A 13212-nucleotide genomic window follows, 5' to 3' on the forward strand; every position below is an offset into this window, starting at 1 on the left:
ACCTGATTACCCATGACCCTCAGCCAGCTTCAAGAGCCGATATGGCATCGGAGGGCTTGCCACGACTGCATGCCCCAATTCAACCAACATGCTCTTGAGGTCAAAACGATGATTAAACCGGAAGCAGTATTCCGCAAGATGCCTTGGTAAATGCTTCGCTCCGAGCGTATGGCAACTGCCCCGCAGCGAGTTTTTCACATTTCCTATCATCGTGTTTACCCAGTTGAATGCCGGATGATCCAGCCAGTCCAGGTTGCCCCGGTGACAGTCGGGATATCCGGATCATGGTGTTGGCGCTGATGATCCGGGTTTGGGGATGCTGGCGTTATTGGGTGGAAACGTGATCGGCATGCATGTTATTCGGCGATCGGTATACATGTTATTGCTGTGCCTGCGCTGCGTCTGGGTGAGCGGCATCGAACAGGATGGCGTAGAGCGCACAATCAATGCCGTTAACGGCATCGTGGTGCGGGTAATAGGGCGGTGCGTCTCGGGATCGTTCGAAGTAGTCGCCAAAGCAGCTGAGACAGTCGCGTATCTCGATGGTGGAGCCTTGCAAGGTCTCTTCAAACTGCTTGGCATAACTCCGGTCATCACTAGCCTTGGCGATGGCCTTCTCCAGCAACGTCAGCGCATCTTCGTTGCTGACGGCTGTCAGGCCATGGCGCAGCTTCTCGAGGGTTTCCTCAAGGGAATAGGGATTGGGTAATCGCATGGCGTTTATTCCTTCTTGGCGTGACTAATGGCGTAGCTGGTGGAGCAGTGTGTCAATGGCCTCGATGCAGTCGGCTTGGGTGAGCAAATAACCGTTGGGGAGGTGAGCCACGATGGCGGGCTCAGCCTGCATCTGAACGTTATCTTCAAGCCAGCAGCGCAGCTCGAGGAGGATGTCGAGGGCGGTGAGGTGTGTTTTGTCTGGAGTAAGGCTCATAGCAGACCTCGCTCGGCCAGTGATACGACGCCTTCCGCCCCGACCACCAGATGATCCAGGGTGCGGATATCGACTAACTCCAACGCGCGCTGCAATCTGTGGGTGATGTCGATATCTGCCCGGCTGGGTTCCGGGTATCCCGACGGGTGGTTGTGGACCAGCATCAGCGCGGCGGCATTGTGATGCAAAGCTCGCTTGACCACATCGCGGGGGTAGACGGTCGCAGCGGACAGGGTGCCAAGGAACAGCTCTTCGTAGGCCAAGATCCGGTGCTGATTATCGAGGAACAGTGCCGCAAACACTTCGCGATCCCGTGTTTGCAGCAGTCCTTGCAGGGCCTGATGGGCCACGTGTTTATCGGTGATGGCAATGCCCTTGGCGAGCTTCTGGCGGGCAACAGCTTGGGCGATGGTGAGCAGGTCATCGTCGGTGACAAGGTCAGTCACCCGGTAGGTGCCGGGTTGCTCCCCGGCGGTGAGTTTTTGATGCAACATGATTAGGCTCCATACGCCATCGCCCCACCGTGAGGGATGCGGCTGGGTCGGCGAGGTGTTTGGTTAATAGGGTGGTAAATGTGGTGGTTGCAGGATTGGCTGGTGGTGTTCAGGCCGCAAGGGTGTGAGTGGTGTAGTCGTACAACGGGACGTGGTAACTGGTCGCAAGCAGTGTGCCTAGCTGGGTTAGCCAGCGGTGATCCGGGTGGTCGCACAGCCATTGAACCAGTTTATTGCCCTGTTCGTTTTCATAGCGCAGGTAGAGGGCATAACCGTTCACTGGCTGGCTTTGGTCATGCACCACGTCAATCTGGCCATGGTGATCAAGGTAAGCCTCCAGCTCGATGGCGATCACGGCGTTAATTATCTTCGCTCTCCTTGTCAGGGGTGGGGTCACTCTCCACGGCATAGCCGCGATGGATGCAGATGCGCTGCAGGTCGCTCAGAAAGTTGGCCAGCACGCGGGGCTGCTCGCTGAGCGGAACCGGCCCTGCTTGGCAATGCCAGAAACAATTTCGCTTGGGGTCAATGCAGATCTCATCCCTCGGCTGGCTCATGGTGTGCCAGTCCTCAGCATTGGTGAGGGAGAGCAGTTGCCACTGCACGCCAGACCAACGGACCTGCAGGGTGACTGTGCGGATGTGTGGACTATCCGGGGTCAGGTGTAGCAGCCAAAGCTGACCACTGCGAGTGGGGGTTAGCTTGGCGCTTGTGGCGACTCGTCCCAGCCATTGGCGTGAGTAGTGGGAGAGCGCTAATTCTTGGCTCATCGTGTCCTCCTAATCCCCTGCGACCGTGATGCTGAAACATTCCAACCGACAGTAGGCAATGAAGTTGCTTTGCCAGATATCGAACAACTCCCGCGCTTCGGCCAGTCGCAGTGGCCCCCAGCCCAACATGATGTGTTCCCCATCGAGGAAGTTGAAATCGAGCTCCTTGCAGAGCTCAGCATCTTGGCCCTGCCCCTGGTAGCTGAAGTCGGTGACGTAATCGAACAGCCAGCCATCGAGCCCGCGGATCAAGCGGATCTCGACCGGGTGCACGCCGCCTTGCTCGGCGCTGTAGCCGGGATTGCGAAAGTTGAAGGTCAGTTGGGTTAAGCGCTCAATATTGAGCTCGGTTTTAGCTATTTCTTGGTCGAGGAGAACCAGCAATGCTTGGTCAACGGGCAGGGTAAAGCCGTCCCGGAAAAAGGGAATAGTCATGGTGTACTCCTTGTGGGGGTTAATCTTGTCCGAACAGCTCGCGCATTTTTCTGGCCACACGGGCACGGATCTGGGTGTCAATAAAGGCGGTAATACTGGCGAGTGCCGCACTTAGCACCGCGATGTCATCGGTGAGCCCCATAGGCAGCACATCCGGGATCGCATCGATGGGCGAGATAAAGTAGGCCAACGCGCTGTAGATCAGCAGCTTGGCCCAGAGCGGCAGGTCATCCTTCTGGCTGGTGTAGTAGAGCAACAGGCAGGTTTCAATAAAGGGCCGACCGGCACGCTTGGCAAAGGCGCAGAGCTTGCGCCAAAAGCCTTGCTGGTCGAACGGCTCGCATTCGGGAGGAATACAGGGGGGCATAGTGTGTCTCCTTCACAGGTGGGTGAATGGCAGAAATGAAAAGAGGAGGCAAATGCCTCCTCTTGGATGGGAATGGGTGTGAACTATTGGTCCCACATCAAGCAGTCAAACTCGGGGGTATTGGTGGCGGGCAGTACAGCGGCGACCTCTTTGGTTGGCAGTGCGAGTTGCTTGCCGTCAGCCGTCAAAATGCGGATCGACTTGGCCTTGCGTAGCTTGTCCCACATGTCGAAGAAATTGTTCTCACCGACACGGGACTCGGTCTCATAGGGCGCATCGTATTGGCTGCCATCGATGATGATGGTGAAAGCTTGCCCAGCATAAGAGCCGTACTCCTTGCCCTGCACGGTAGCCGTCATGCTGACCTTGCGGGTGTCATTACAGGCGATATAGAGGTTGTTTTGCTCGTTGACCACCGCCGTGTATTCGCTGGTCCCCTGTCCCCAGCCACTGCTCCAGCGTCCGGCCTCGCCATAGGCCAGGGCGTTGTTGCATAGCAGGATGGCCGTCAACGTGATCCAACATTTGTTCATGGTTAACTCTCCTTATCCAACGTAGTAACCCAACACATTTTGTAAAAAGCCACCTGCCGCGATGTAGCCCACCACGCCCCCGATGAGCTGGGGACCAACTTTCCAAAACAACTTTTTCTTGAACATCTCCTGTGCGCCGTCAGCAAACAGCATGTCTGGTTGGGTAAAGCGGCGGAACAATTCCCCGCCCATCAGGCCAAGTGAGGTAAACAGCGAGCCAAAGACAAAGTGCCAGATATGGCCCCAGAATCCGAGCTGTGGGGAGCTACCGGTCCAGAGTGAATAAATCGTGACGACGAGAAAAAAGAGGGAGGCAATAACGGGATAACGAGCCATGTACTTTTCCTTATGTAACAGAGTAATAGTAACAATGGCAGTCGCCCTAACCGCTCGCGTAAAAGCGCTTTACCCGAGATGGGAGGGGATGCCACAAACGAGGATTGATGTTTGTTGTCGGTGAGTCGGTCAGCGTAGCGATCATCGATTTACGGCCAATTACAACCAACTAGGTCGATACTCGCCTTTTTGAGTCCTTATCGTCAATGAGTCCATGGTCAACCATACGGGTTGACTGGAGGAACCATGACAGATATCAACCTTGAGCTGTTAGCCAAGAGCGTTGGCAAGGCGATTAGCCACAAGCGTACTCAAGCCGGATTCACGCAAGAGCATGTGGCTGAACACCTCAATATCGGGATGGAGGCCGTCTCTCGAATGGAGCGAGGGATTGTGGTGCCGACCGTGGTGCGGCTGGCGGAGCTCGCTCAACTGTTTGGTTGTGAGCTGGCGGACTTTCTGCGCGAGACCAGTAACCGCCCGACCGAGCAGGGCATTGTGCTGAGCCAGCAACTGGCCCGGCTCGATGTTGCTGACCGAACCCTGTTGCTGGAAACGGTTGAGCGGTTGGTTGAGCGGTTAGCCCGTCCCGGCTGAACGCCCGCCATTCACTGGGGAGAGGATGGGCTCCCTTTCCCCAATTTGTTGGTGAGTGGACTCCTTCTTGGTTGTGGCCTCTGCGGCATTCTGGTTACTTGGCTTTGCGGTGCGTTATGCGAGGCAACCTCCACTGCCCCTACGTTTCCATTCGCCGTATCGTCGCTGTTTGCTTCAGGATAGAACTCTTCCAGCAGCATCGGCACCTCTTCATCGATATCCTCAAATTGGCCATTGCGCAGCAGGTCGCGAGCGGCCTGCTCCATCTGGTCGATGGCGAGCCCCGCCTCTTGATCACGCCGGGCGGCCTCCAGTGCTTGCCTGACTGCCTCAGTCAGGTTGGTTTCTTCCCGCAAGGTCAAATCCACGTAGTAGACCGGTGTGCGGTAGGACTGGGTAGTGCTCTTGGCCCGCAACCGCAGGGTGAGCGGCAGATAGCGGGTATGACCCCCGCTCACTGCCTCCAGGTACTTCAGTCGCGCAGCCAGGGTGCGTACCGAGTTGTAGCCGGTGGTGCGGAAGATAAAGCTACCCAGCTCATCCCCTTGCCCCTCCACAAACAGGTTCAGTCGTCCGTACAGCTTGCAGCCCTGTTGCCCTGCAAAGGCGCAGCGCTCTGGTCCTGGACAGCTGACTTCCTCCATGCCTTGCGCCCCCACACGTCTCGCCACCTCCCCATTCCCGACACAGAGCGGCCTGCCGGTTTGCCGGTCAAAGGCGCTGTATTCCGCCCGCAGATTCAAGTCGCTGTCGTTGAACAGCACCCGCACTGGAATGGCGCGGATCTTGGTTTGCTCCTGACCTTGGCCACTCTTTTGCGATGAGTAGTGTTGATGCAGGGGATGGAGCAACCATCCCCCCTTTTGCTGTACCTGGGTGGTGAGGGTGAAGCTGTCGTCCTTCTCCGGTACCCACTTATCCTGTTTTTGCACCAGCTTGCCGATGCAGATCCGCCCGATCACGGGCGGGGTAATCGCCAGTCCTTTGATCATGGTGTTTGCCTCAAGGGTTGAATGGTGAAACGGCGCACGCCGGGCACCGGTTTGACATAACGGGTGAGCAGGTCGGGATGATCCTGACCGAGCTTATCCAGATCCGGTGCCAGCCGGTCTTTGCTGCGCTTCCAAGTGATCTTGCCGTTGGCAAACAGCCCGGCAGTGGCTTCACCTAAGGTGGCTTGCAACCGCTGCTTGAGCTGCGACTCTTGCAGCTCGACGGCTTCCTTTTGCTGACGCAATCGCAGCAGCTCGCCAAACAGCTGGTTGAACTCGGGAGAATCCGAGAGATCCACCGTCTGGCCATCATCGCGGGGAAACAGCCAGCTCAGGGCATTGGCGGCATCATTGGAGCCGTCAGGCTCGGGCTGCTGGTCTTGTTGCACCATCTGCCAGAACTGCGCTTCCCGCTCGGTGAGATCCTGGATCTTCTCCTCATCGCGCTCGATGCGGTAAATCCGAAAATCCTGGCCGCCGATCAGCACTGCCACCTCAGCCCAGGCATGGCCGGTAACCGCTAATTGATGCAGTACCTGACACTGATAAGCCACCGGCACACCTTCCTCCCACTGGGGGGCGCTGTGATAGCTGGCGGTCTTGATCTCCAGAATGCCCGGCCCATCGGGATGGCCGACTACCTCCCGATCGAGGTTGGCGAGCATGAAGGGTTGCTCGGGGTGTTGCAGCACAGCATTGACCCGTCGCACACGAAAGCCGGTGCGTTTGGCATAGACCTGCGCTAACACAGGCTCCAGCTCAATGCCCCACAGCACGGCTTCCTTGTGTGAGATATCCTCCGGCTCCTTGCGACCGGTCTTCTCCAGCCAGAGGCTGAGCGGGCATTTGTAGGGGGAGAGCCCCACTGCGACGGCGGCATCGGAGGAACCAATGCCGAGTTTACGGATAGCGAGCCACTGCTCGCGGGTTAATTGAGTAGTAGAGGCTAGCCGCAGGGCTTGGCCATATTTGGCTTTTGCTTTCATGACTATTCCTTGTTGACGGCATAAATGGCTACGCCCGGATTGGCTTGCGCCAGTCCGGGTGAGGTCGTTATGCGATTTGAATGGGGAAGCGTAATTACTGCAGCAGAGTGAGTGCCTGATTCAGGGCTTGGGATTTGAGTTGGGCCCCCTGACCAAACCAGGCGGAGTCGAGCCGGTGATCTTGGCTGCGGGCACGGCGGTGGTGATCCACGTATTCCGTTACCGCATTGACCAGCCCCCAGGCGGTATTGCGGGAGCTGACAAGTTCTGAGCCCATGCCTGCGCCCTGATAGAGCTCATGCAGCCGTTGTACCGGCTTGGTGAGAATGATGTTCTCCTCATCCAGCGGTTGCGCCAACAGGTCGCTGAAAAAGCGCAGTGCCTCTTCGGGGGCCACGGGCCGCTGTGCCAGCGCCTTGGTCTGCGCCTTAAATTCATCCCAATGAGAGAGCCCCAGCCCGAGCGACTCTTTGACGACAGCTGCATCGAACTGAGTAGAGTGGGGCACCTTGATGGCACCGGTAGCGCCGCGCAGTGCCATCTGTAGGGTGTTGTTGCAGACTACCCGCAGCGAGGTGAACTGCGCCGTGGTGCAGAGCGTGCCGTCGCAGCTGGTCGCCAGCAGCAAATAGGACTTTACCAAGTCATTGCCTTTGAGCTTTAGGTCCTGACCTGTTTTAGCCAGAGCCCACAGCTTGCGGCCGCCTTTAAGCGAGCCTGCTGTTTCCAGCTCAAAGCCACCGGCTTCTACCAGATCTTGATAGAAGTGCAGCACCTCGTGAGGCTGTACCACGTTGTAGCGACTTGAGACCACCGATAGGGGGGCGAGGGTATCGGAGCGATACAGCACCTTGCTGTCGCTGTAGGGGCGGATATGCAGTGCATCGGAGGCGACGTTAAACATCACGTCGCTCTGCTCGATGGTCCAATCCATCCCGGCTGCCTGTAGCCAGATATCGAGAGATTGTTGCGGGGGCAAAATATTGCCAAGGCCATGCCAAGGGGTTTGGCCCGTGTAGGCCATGGTGTCAATCAGGTGAGCCATATCTCCTCCAGGAATTGTGAAATGCAGACATCAGCCTGCTAACTCATGGAGGTGATGTAGGTTTGAAAGTTTATTGAATAGGATTTATTTGCTATTGAATTCTCATTATTTTAAGGGGCTTTACAGCATGATGGTGTTGTGCAATGAACTGCACTGGAGGGGTACGGAGAGGGGTACGAGGCCAAAAACGACCAAGGGGTTAGCACCATGACGATGCCAACCCCTTGTTTTGTATGGTGTTCCCGACTGGAGTCGAACCAGTGGCCTGTCCCTTAGGAGGGGACCGCTCTATCCTGCTGAGCTACGGGAACCTTGTGGCGGGCATTATACAAGAAGCATTGTGCTTTTAAACCCTTGATTCCTATTCCAATACGGCCAGGTCACCGATTTGGACATTGAACGGCGAATATTTGTTCTGACTGCTGATGATGGCGCCATCCTCGAACACCTGCACCACCTCGAACAGACCGTCTGCGGGGTTGCGCATCACCCTGGACTTGCCATAGGGGTCGACGAAGTCGGCGCTGTGCTGGACCCGGAACTGGTCCCCGAGCTTGACCCCGTTGCGACGGCCCAGGTTGATGTGGGGGCCGCGCTCGTGCTGGGCCACGATCCGGGCGGTGACGGGGGCACAGGCGAGTTCGGCGGCGATGTCCTGGGCCGCCTCCTTCAACTGGTAGCCCACCTCCTGGCCAAAGCTCGACTGCCAGAACTGGCCGCCGCTGCTGCCCACCTGCTCCCGCTTGGAGAAGGTCCAGTTGGCGCGGCCCTTGTACTCCTTGCGGCCGAGCAGGCTGCCGTTGATGCCGTCGAACAGGTAGAGCTGCATGGAGAAGTTGCGCACGGGATCCTCATACCAGCTGGTGAGGGCGTTGCCCTGGGGCTCGAGGGAGAGGTCGTCGATGCTGCCGAGCACCAGATACTGGCTGTCGGTGCGCAGGCTCAGAGCCTTGATCTCCTCGAGGGCGCTGCGATCCCCCTGTTGCAGATGGAGAGGGTCGATGCGCAGGTTCTCGTCCAGCCACTGGCGTGCGACCACCTGGGGTGTCGTCGCCAGGGTTTCAAACAGCCGGCGGGAGAGATCGGCGGGCATGTCGTCCAGGGCACCGGTGCTCGCCTGGTCCGGGTAGCGCATGCGCAGGCGCACCAGCGTCAAATCCTTGGCGTAGTGCTGGGTCTGGCAGATCTGCCGCTCCGCCTGGATGTCGGCCACGAGGGTGATGTACATGCGGCCGTTGCGCACCTCTTCGCGCTTGAGGCGGTACTGGCGGATGTCGCCGCCGGAGCGGATCTGGATCTGCTCGGAGCGTAGGCTGCCGTTTTCCAGGCGCTGGATGCTGGAGACGGAGGCACCGCTGGCCAGCAGCGCCTGGCGCAGGGCATCCCGGGTCGCCTGCTCGCGGGCGTAGACCTCGTCGCCCCCCAGAATGGCGGCACTGCCCTGGGCCTCGATAAGTTCGGCCCTGGCCGACAGGCTGGCCAGCAGCAGGGTGAACAGCAGCGAAACTTTCATAACAAACACCTTGAGTGGGCGACCCCGCTGCCGCCGGTGGGGCGGGTCAGGGATCCTGGACACAGATCCGGTCTGCACCGGAGCGGGTGACCAAATAAAAGCAAGAACCATGCCTTCTTCCCTGGCCAGAGCCCGTACGGTGGGCTCCGGTGGCACAGTGTGCGCCTTTGCCCGGGGATCATCGAGGATCCTGCGCGCATTCCCGCCTCAAGTGTTGGCGGTTGCGACCGATAACAGGTCAGGTGCAGATACAGGAAAGGTATCCATGAAGAGAGTTATCACGGTGCTGGCGGTGGCGCTGGCATTGGTCGGTTGCGGGTCGGCCGACCCCATCAATCGGGAGCTGGGAGACCCCCGCCAGGCGGCGAAGGGGATGGAGCTCAACTGGCTGGTGGCCCGCATGACGGATCAGCTGATGGAGCGCAAGTCTCTCACGACCCTGACCGAGCCCATTGCGGTCGCCTCCTTTGTCGATCTCGACACCCTGAAGGACACCAACTGGATGGGGCAGCAGATCGAGGAGAGCTTCATCTACGAGCTGAACCGGCGCGGTGAGGTGGTGGTGGATTTCAAGACCACGGGCAACATCCAGGTGACCCCGCAGGGGGACTTCGTGATGAGCCGCAACTACAAGGATCTCTCGTCCCGGCTGCCCATCTCCCGCATCCTGACCGGCACCTTCAGCCGCAATCAGCAGGGGATCCTGGTCAACGCCCGCATCATCGATCTACGCACCAAGATGGTGGAGACCACGGCCCAGAGCCTGATCCCGAAACAATATTTGTCCGGTGCCAGCAACTCCTTTGGCCGGGCCTCCATCAATCGCGGTTACCTGATGCGGGGGGGCCAGAGCCCGTCCGGTCATCTGGTCAACCTGACCCCTTGAGGTGGCGCGTCATGAAGCGTGAAGCGGGCTGGCTGACATTGAGCCGTGAAACATCGTGTGTGGTGAACAGGAAAACGGGGAAACAGCGATGAAAATCTTGTTGGGTTGCCTGATGGCCATGTTGCTGACGGCGTGCAGTGGCAACCGGGTGGTGAACTATGACGTGGGCGAGAAGCCCGATGACTTCCCGGTGCTCAAGGCGGTGGGGTATGCGGTGATCGACATCCAGCCCGGTCCCTCCCAGTCCGAGAAGATGTTGCAGGCGATCCGCGCCTCCAAGATGGACGCCTACCGGGAGCTGGCGGAGCAGCTCAACGGCCAGCAGGTGCGCGGCCAGAGCAGCTACAAGGACCTGACACAGACCTCCAACTCCCTGGATGTGTCGGTGGCGGGCATGGTGCGCGGTGCCCGGGTGGTGGCGACCTATCCCCGTGGCAACACCTATGCCACCGAGCTGGAGCTCGACACCCGCAACCTCTATCACCTGAACCAGCTGATGGCGGGCCAGTTCTAGGGCGGGTCCGGGGGGCGCCGGCATGAGCCGGGCGTTCATCACGGCACAGACAAAGGCGAGCGCAGGCTCGCCTTTTTGTTTGGTCGGGAAAGGGCTCGGATCTGCGGGGAATAACCGGGTTGGTGCCTTGGACGGCATAGGGCCTGGGGAGGATAAACGGGGTTGGCGTCTTGGACGGGATAGGGCCTGGAGAGGATAACCGGGGTTGGCGTCTTGGGGGGGAACTGGTCTTCGGCAGGAGAAACGGAGTTGATGGGCCGGTCGGGATCCGGCCTGTGGCGAGGAAAATCGGGGCTGAGGCCGAACAAGAGGTGCCCGGGCGCCGGAATAGCGGCCTTTTTTGTTTAGGGAAATCTAACGATGCCGCCATATCGTTAAATAAAGCCAAACGATAGAAAGGCCCGGCAGGCGGCAAAAGGGGGCCGCAACGGGAGGAAGATGGCCTGATGGTGAGTGGAAAGACAGCAGCGCCAGGATCCCGGGTCCACGAGGAAGGGGGTGGAGGGCGGTTTAACGCCGGAAGGGAAGGGCGGGACTGGGCCGCGTCTCACGGGGAGGGCGCAGAGAGCACAAAGGCGAGCCGGGGCTCGCCTTTGTGTAGCAGGGGCGGGATCCCCTTCCCATCAGCTTCCCATCAAGACGGGCGGCACGGCGGTCGGCTTGACGTCTTCGCTCGGGTAGCAGCCCAGCACCTTGATGTAGCGGGTGATCTTGGTCAGCTCCAGCAGGGCGGCCTGCATGGCCGGGGTCTGCAGGTTGGCGGAGACATCCAGGTAGAACATCTCCTCCCAGGGGTTGCCCTGCACCGGACGGGATTCCAGCTTGGTCATGTTGATCTCGTGGCTGCGCAGCACCAGCAGCGCCTCCACCAGGGAGCCCGGCTTCTGGGAGGTGGACATGATGAGGGTGGTCTTGGCCGGGATCTGGGGCGCCACGTCGATGGGCTTGCGCGCCACCACGATGAAGCGGCTGTAGTTCTCCTTCTGGTTGGCGAGCTGCTCGGCCAGCACGTCGAGGCCATAGAGCTCGCCGCCGGCGGCGCTGCCGATGGCCGCCGCTTCCGGGCTTGCCAGCTCCTTGACCTTCATCATGGCGCTGGAGGAGGAGTCGCAGATCTCGTGGCGCGCCCCTTCCAGCTTGCTGAGGTAATGGGAGCACTGCTGGAACACCTGGGGATGGGCGTAGAAGGTCTTGATGCGTTCGATCTCGGTGGGCACGGCGGTGAGGATGCAGTGCTCGATGGGATAGGTGAGCTCACCCACGATGGAGAGGGTGGTGTGCTGCATCACGTCGTACACCTCGTTGATGGAGCCCGAGCTGGTGTTCTCGATGGGCAGCACCCCGAAGGCGGCACGGCCCGACTCCACGGTGTCCAGCACCTCGCGGAAGTTCTGGCAGTTCACCTCGATCACCTGATCCTTGTAGCGGGCCAGGTACTTGCGGGCGGCCAGGCTCGAGTAGGAGCCGCGCGGTCCCAGGTAGGCGACGCTGGTCATGGGTTCCTGCTGCTGGGGATTGAGCAGGCTCTGCAGGTAGGCCTGCTGGGAGAGCACGGAGTCTTCGATGATGGTGTGGTAGATGCGGGTGATGTACTGGGCATCCAGTCCGAGGGCGCGCCCTTTCTGGATCAGGGCGACCAGCAAGTCCTGCTCGCGCTGGTGGTCACGGATGGGACGGGGATTGGCCTGCTTGGCGCGGGCGACCTCGATGCTGAGGGTCTTGCGTTTGGCCAGCAGGGCGAGCAGCTCCTGATCCAACTGGGTGATGTCGTGTCTGATCTCGTCGAGCGTTGCCATGGTGGTTCCCTATCCAGTGATTCTGTGGTGTGTGGTGCAAAAAAAAGCCTCCGCTGGGGAGGCTCGATTCGTCTTTGGTTTCTGTTTACGCGAATGGTTCACGTGACGACGGGCCTTCCCTCATGTGGGCCGGGTAAACGAGAAAACAAAGAAGAATGGTGTGTTCATGGGCGTGTCCTGAATGTAACGCCATAACCATTAAGGGATTTGGCGGTGCGATGCAAGTAAAACTTGCCCGGGGGCGTTGAACGGGGCAGGGTGGTGGCTCGGGTTGCCGGGGGAGAGTGAGCGTCGTTCTGGTCCCTGTTTATGGCAACCGCCGTGACCACATCCGTGGCAACAATACATAGAGGGGACGAGACGATGGCGGTGATCTTCGATCTGGGCAGGGTGGTGGTGCGCTGGGATCCGGTGGCCATAGTGAGTGGGGTGCGCGGACCCGAGGGGGCGACTGCGATCGCGGAGCAGCTGTTCAACCACCCGGACTGGCTGGAGGTGGACAGGGGGACCCTCTCCCTGCACACCATGGCCCGTCAGGCGCAGGGGCGCACCGGCCTGTCGATGGCGGAGAATCTGGCCATCTTGCAGGCGGTGCCGCCCTCCCTTGTGCCGGATCCCGACATGGTGGCGCTCATCGAAGAACTGCACGGTGCAGGCCACACCCTCTATGCCCTCTCCAACATGGGGCACGCCAGCATCGACTGGCTGGAGCAGCATCAGTCCTTCTGGCGCTTCTTCAGCGGCAAGGTGGTGTCGGCCCGGGTGCGGATGCTCAAGCCCGAGCCCGACATCTACCGCTATCTGCTGGTGTCGTTCGACCTCAAGGCTGGGGAGTGCCTCTTTATCGACGACAGCCCGGCCAACGTGGCGGCGGCCGAGGCGCTCGGTCTGCGGGGGCTGATCTTCACCGATCCGGCCCGGTGCCGGGCGCATCTGATCGCTCAGGGGTTGTTGCCTGCCTGAGGGGAGCCAGTTTCGCTTCGCAGCGAAAAAAGTGGGGGAAGCGTTGATTTGGAG

General features: G+C 59.6%; 18 protein-coding genes, 1 tRNA gene, 1 pseudogene and 1 other annotated feature. Of the genes and pseudogenes, 4 read left to right on the forward strand and 16 right to left on the reverse strand.

The window, feature by feature from the left end:
* Positions 1–6: 6 nt before the first annotated feature.
* The 10 genes and pseudogenes from AB5Y68_RS01625 to AB5Y68_RS01670 form a co-directional block, all read right to left on the reverse strand.
* A pseudogene (locus AB5Y68_RS01625) lies at positions 7–258 on the reverse strand (transposase); the annotation flags it as partial.
* A gap of 121 nt (positions 259–379) precedes the next feature.
* Positions 380–715: a hypothetical protein gene (locus AB5Y68_RS01630; protein ID WP_171269275.1), complete on the reverse strand. Its 336-nt coding sequence runs from the start codon at positions 713–715 to the stop codon at positions 380–382.
* Positions 716–739: 24 nt separating this feature from the next.
* Positions 740–931, reverse strand: coding sequence for a hypothetical protein (locus AB5Y68_RS01635; protein WP_043133630.1), 192 nt, complete (start codon positions 929–931; stop codon positions 740–742).
* Positions 928–1425 (reverse strand): DNA repair protein RadC, encoded by a 498-nt coding sequence (gene radC, locus AB5Y68_RS01640; protein WP_201880210.1) that lies wholly within the window; start codon positions 1423–1425, stop codon positions 928–930. The genes AB5Y68_RS01635 and radC overlap by 4 nt, the downstream gene beginning before the upstream one ends.
* A 109-nt stretch (positions 1426–1534) precedes the next feature.
* A complete protein-coding gene (locus AB5Y68_RS01645) occupies positions 1535–1780 on the reverse strand; it encodes a hypothetical protein (protein WP_279484730.1) in 246 nt (81 codons plus the stop codon).
* Positions 1781–1784: 4 nt separating this feature from the next.
* Positions 1785–2195, reverse strand: coding sequence for a hypothetical protein (locus tag AB5Y68_RS01650; RefSeq protein WP_201880213.1), 411 nt, complete (start codon positions 2193–2195; stop codon positions 1785–1787).
* A gap of 9 nt (positions 2196–2204) precedes the next feature.
* Positions 2205–2630, reverse strand: coding sequence for a DUF2787 domain-containing protein (locus tag AB5Y68_RS01655; RefSeq protein ID WP_201880216.1), 426 nt, complete (start codon positions 2628–2630; stop codon positions 2205–2207).
* Positions 2631–2649: 19 nt separating this feature from the next.
* The gene (locus AB5Y68_RS01660; protein WP_201880219.1) at positions 2650–2997 is read right to left on the reverse strand and encodes a YkvA family protein; all 348 of its coding nucleotides are present in this window, start codon (positions 2995–2997) and stop codon (positions 2650–2652) included.
* A gap of 83 nt (positions 2998–3080) precedes the next feature.
* Complete coding sequence (locus AB5Y68_RS01665; protein ID WP_201880224.1) at positions 3081–3530, reverse strand: hypothetical protein; 450 nt, start codon at positions 3528–3530, stop codon at positions 3081–3083.
* Positions 3531–3542: 12 nt separating this feature from the next.
* Entirely contained in the window at positions 3543–3866 is a 324-nt protein-coding gene (locus AB5Y68_RS01670; protein ID WP_123173866.1) for a hypothetical protein, read from the reverse strand.
* Between the two features lie 246 nt (positions 3867–4112).
* On the opposite strand from AB5Y68_RS01670, the gene AB5Y68_RS01675 reads away from it, so the two are divergent.
* A complete protein-coding gene (locus AB5Y68_RS01675; RefSeq protein WP_201880227.1) occupies positions 4113–4463 on the forward strand; it encodes a helix-turn-helix domain-containing protein in 351 nt (116 codons plus the stop codon).
* Between the two features lie 11 nt (positions 4464–4474).
* Here the strand turns inward: AB5Y68_RS01675 and AB5Y68_RS01680 are convergent, their stop codons facing one another.
* From AB5Y68_RS01680 to AB5Y68_RS01700, 5 genes are all read right to left on the reverse strand, one after another.
* A complete protein-coding gene (locus AB5Y68_RS01680) occupies positions 4475–5455 on the reverse strand; it encodes a hypothetical protein (protein ID WP_201880230.1) in 981 nt (326 codons plus the stop codon).
* On the reverse strand, positions 5452–6441 hold the full coding sequence (locus AB5Y68_RS01685; protein WP_139392549.1) for a YqaJ viral recombinase family protein: 990 nt from the start codon (positions 6439–6441) through the stop codon (positions 5452–5454). Before AB5Y68_RS01685 ends, AB5Y68_RS01680 begins: the two co-directional genes overlap by 4 nt.
* A 94-nt stretch (positions 6442–6535) precedes the next feature.
* Positions 6536–7486, reverse strand: coding sequence for a DUF932 domain-containing protein (locus AB5Y68_RS01690; protein WP_201880236.1), 951 nt, complete (start codon positions 7484–7486; stop codon positions 6536–6538).
* A gap of 234 nt (positions 7487–7720) precedes the next feature.
* Positions 7721–7797, reverse strand: a tRNA-Arg gene (locus AB5Y68_RS01695).
* Positions 7798–7847: 50 nt separating this feature from the next.
* Positions 7848–8999, reverse strand: a complete 1152-nt coding sequence (locus tag AB5Y68_RS01700; protein ID WP_039041370.1) for a flagellar assembly protein FlgT — start codon at positions 8997–8999, stop codon at positions 7848–7850.
* 265 nt (positions 9000–9264) lie between these two features.
* Here AB5Y68_RS01700 and AB5Y68_RS01705 point away from each other — a divergent pair, with 265 nt between their 5' ends.
* Both AB5Y68_RS01705 and AB5Y68_RS01710 read left to right on the forward strand, forming a co-directional pair.
* Entirely contained in the window at positions 9265–9885 is a 621-nt protein-coding gene (locus AB5Y68_RS01705; protein WP_010673310.1) for a FlgO family outer membrane protein, read from the forward strand.
* 88 nt (positions 9886–9973) lie between these two features.
* Entirely contained in the window at positions 9974–10399 is a 426-nt protein-coding gene (locus tag AB5Y68_RS01710; protein ID WP_010673311.1) for an LPP20 family lipoprotein, read from the forward strand.
* A gap of 623 nt (positions 10400–11022) precedes the next feature.
* Here the strand turns inward: AB5Y68_RS01710 and pheA are convergent.
* Positions 11023–12195 (reverse strand): prephenate dehydratase, encoded by a 1173-nt coding sequence (pheA, locus tag AB5Y68_RS01715; protein WP_010673312.1) that lies wholly within the window; start codon positions 12193–12195, stop codon positions 11023–11025.
* Positions 12196–12233: 38 nt separating this feature from the next.
* Positions 12234–12367: a sequence feature (Phe leader region), on the reverse strand.
* 191 nt (positions 12368–12558) lie between these two features.
* Here pheA and AB5Y68_RS01720 point away from each other — a divergent pair.
* Positions 12559–13158, forward strand: coding sequence for an HAD family phosphatase (locus AB5Y68_RS01720; RefSeq protein WP_039041371.1), 600 nt, complete (start codon positions 12559–12561; stop codon positions 13156–13158).
* Positions 13159–13212 lie beyond the last annotated feature (54 nt).

Source organism: Aeromonas sp. R6-1 (assembly GCF_040908165.1).
GTDB lineage: Bacteria > Pseudomonadota > Gammaproteobacteria > Enterobacterales > Aeromonadaceae > Aeromonas > Aeromonas caviae.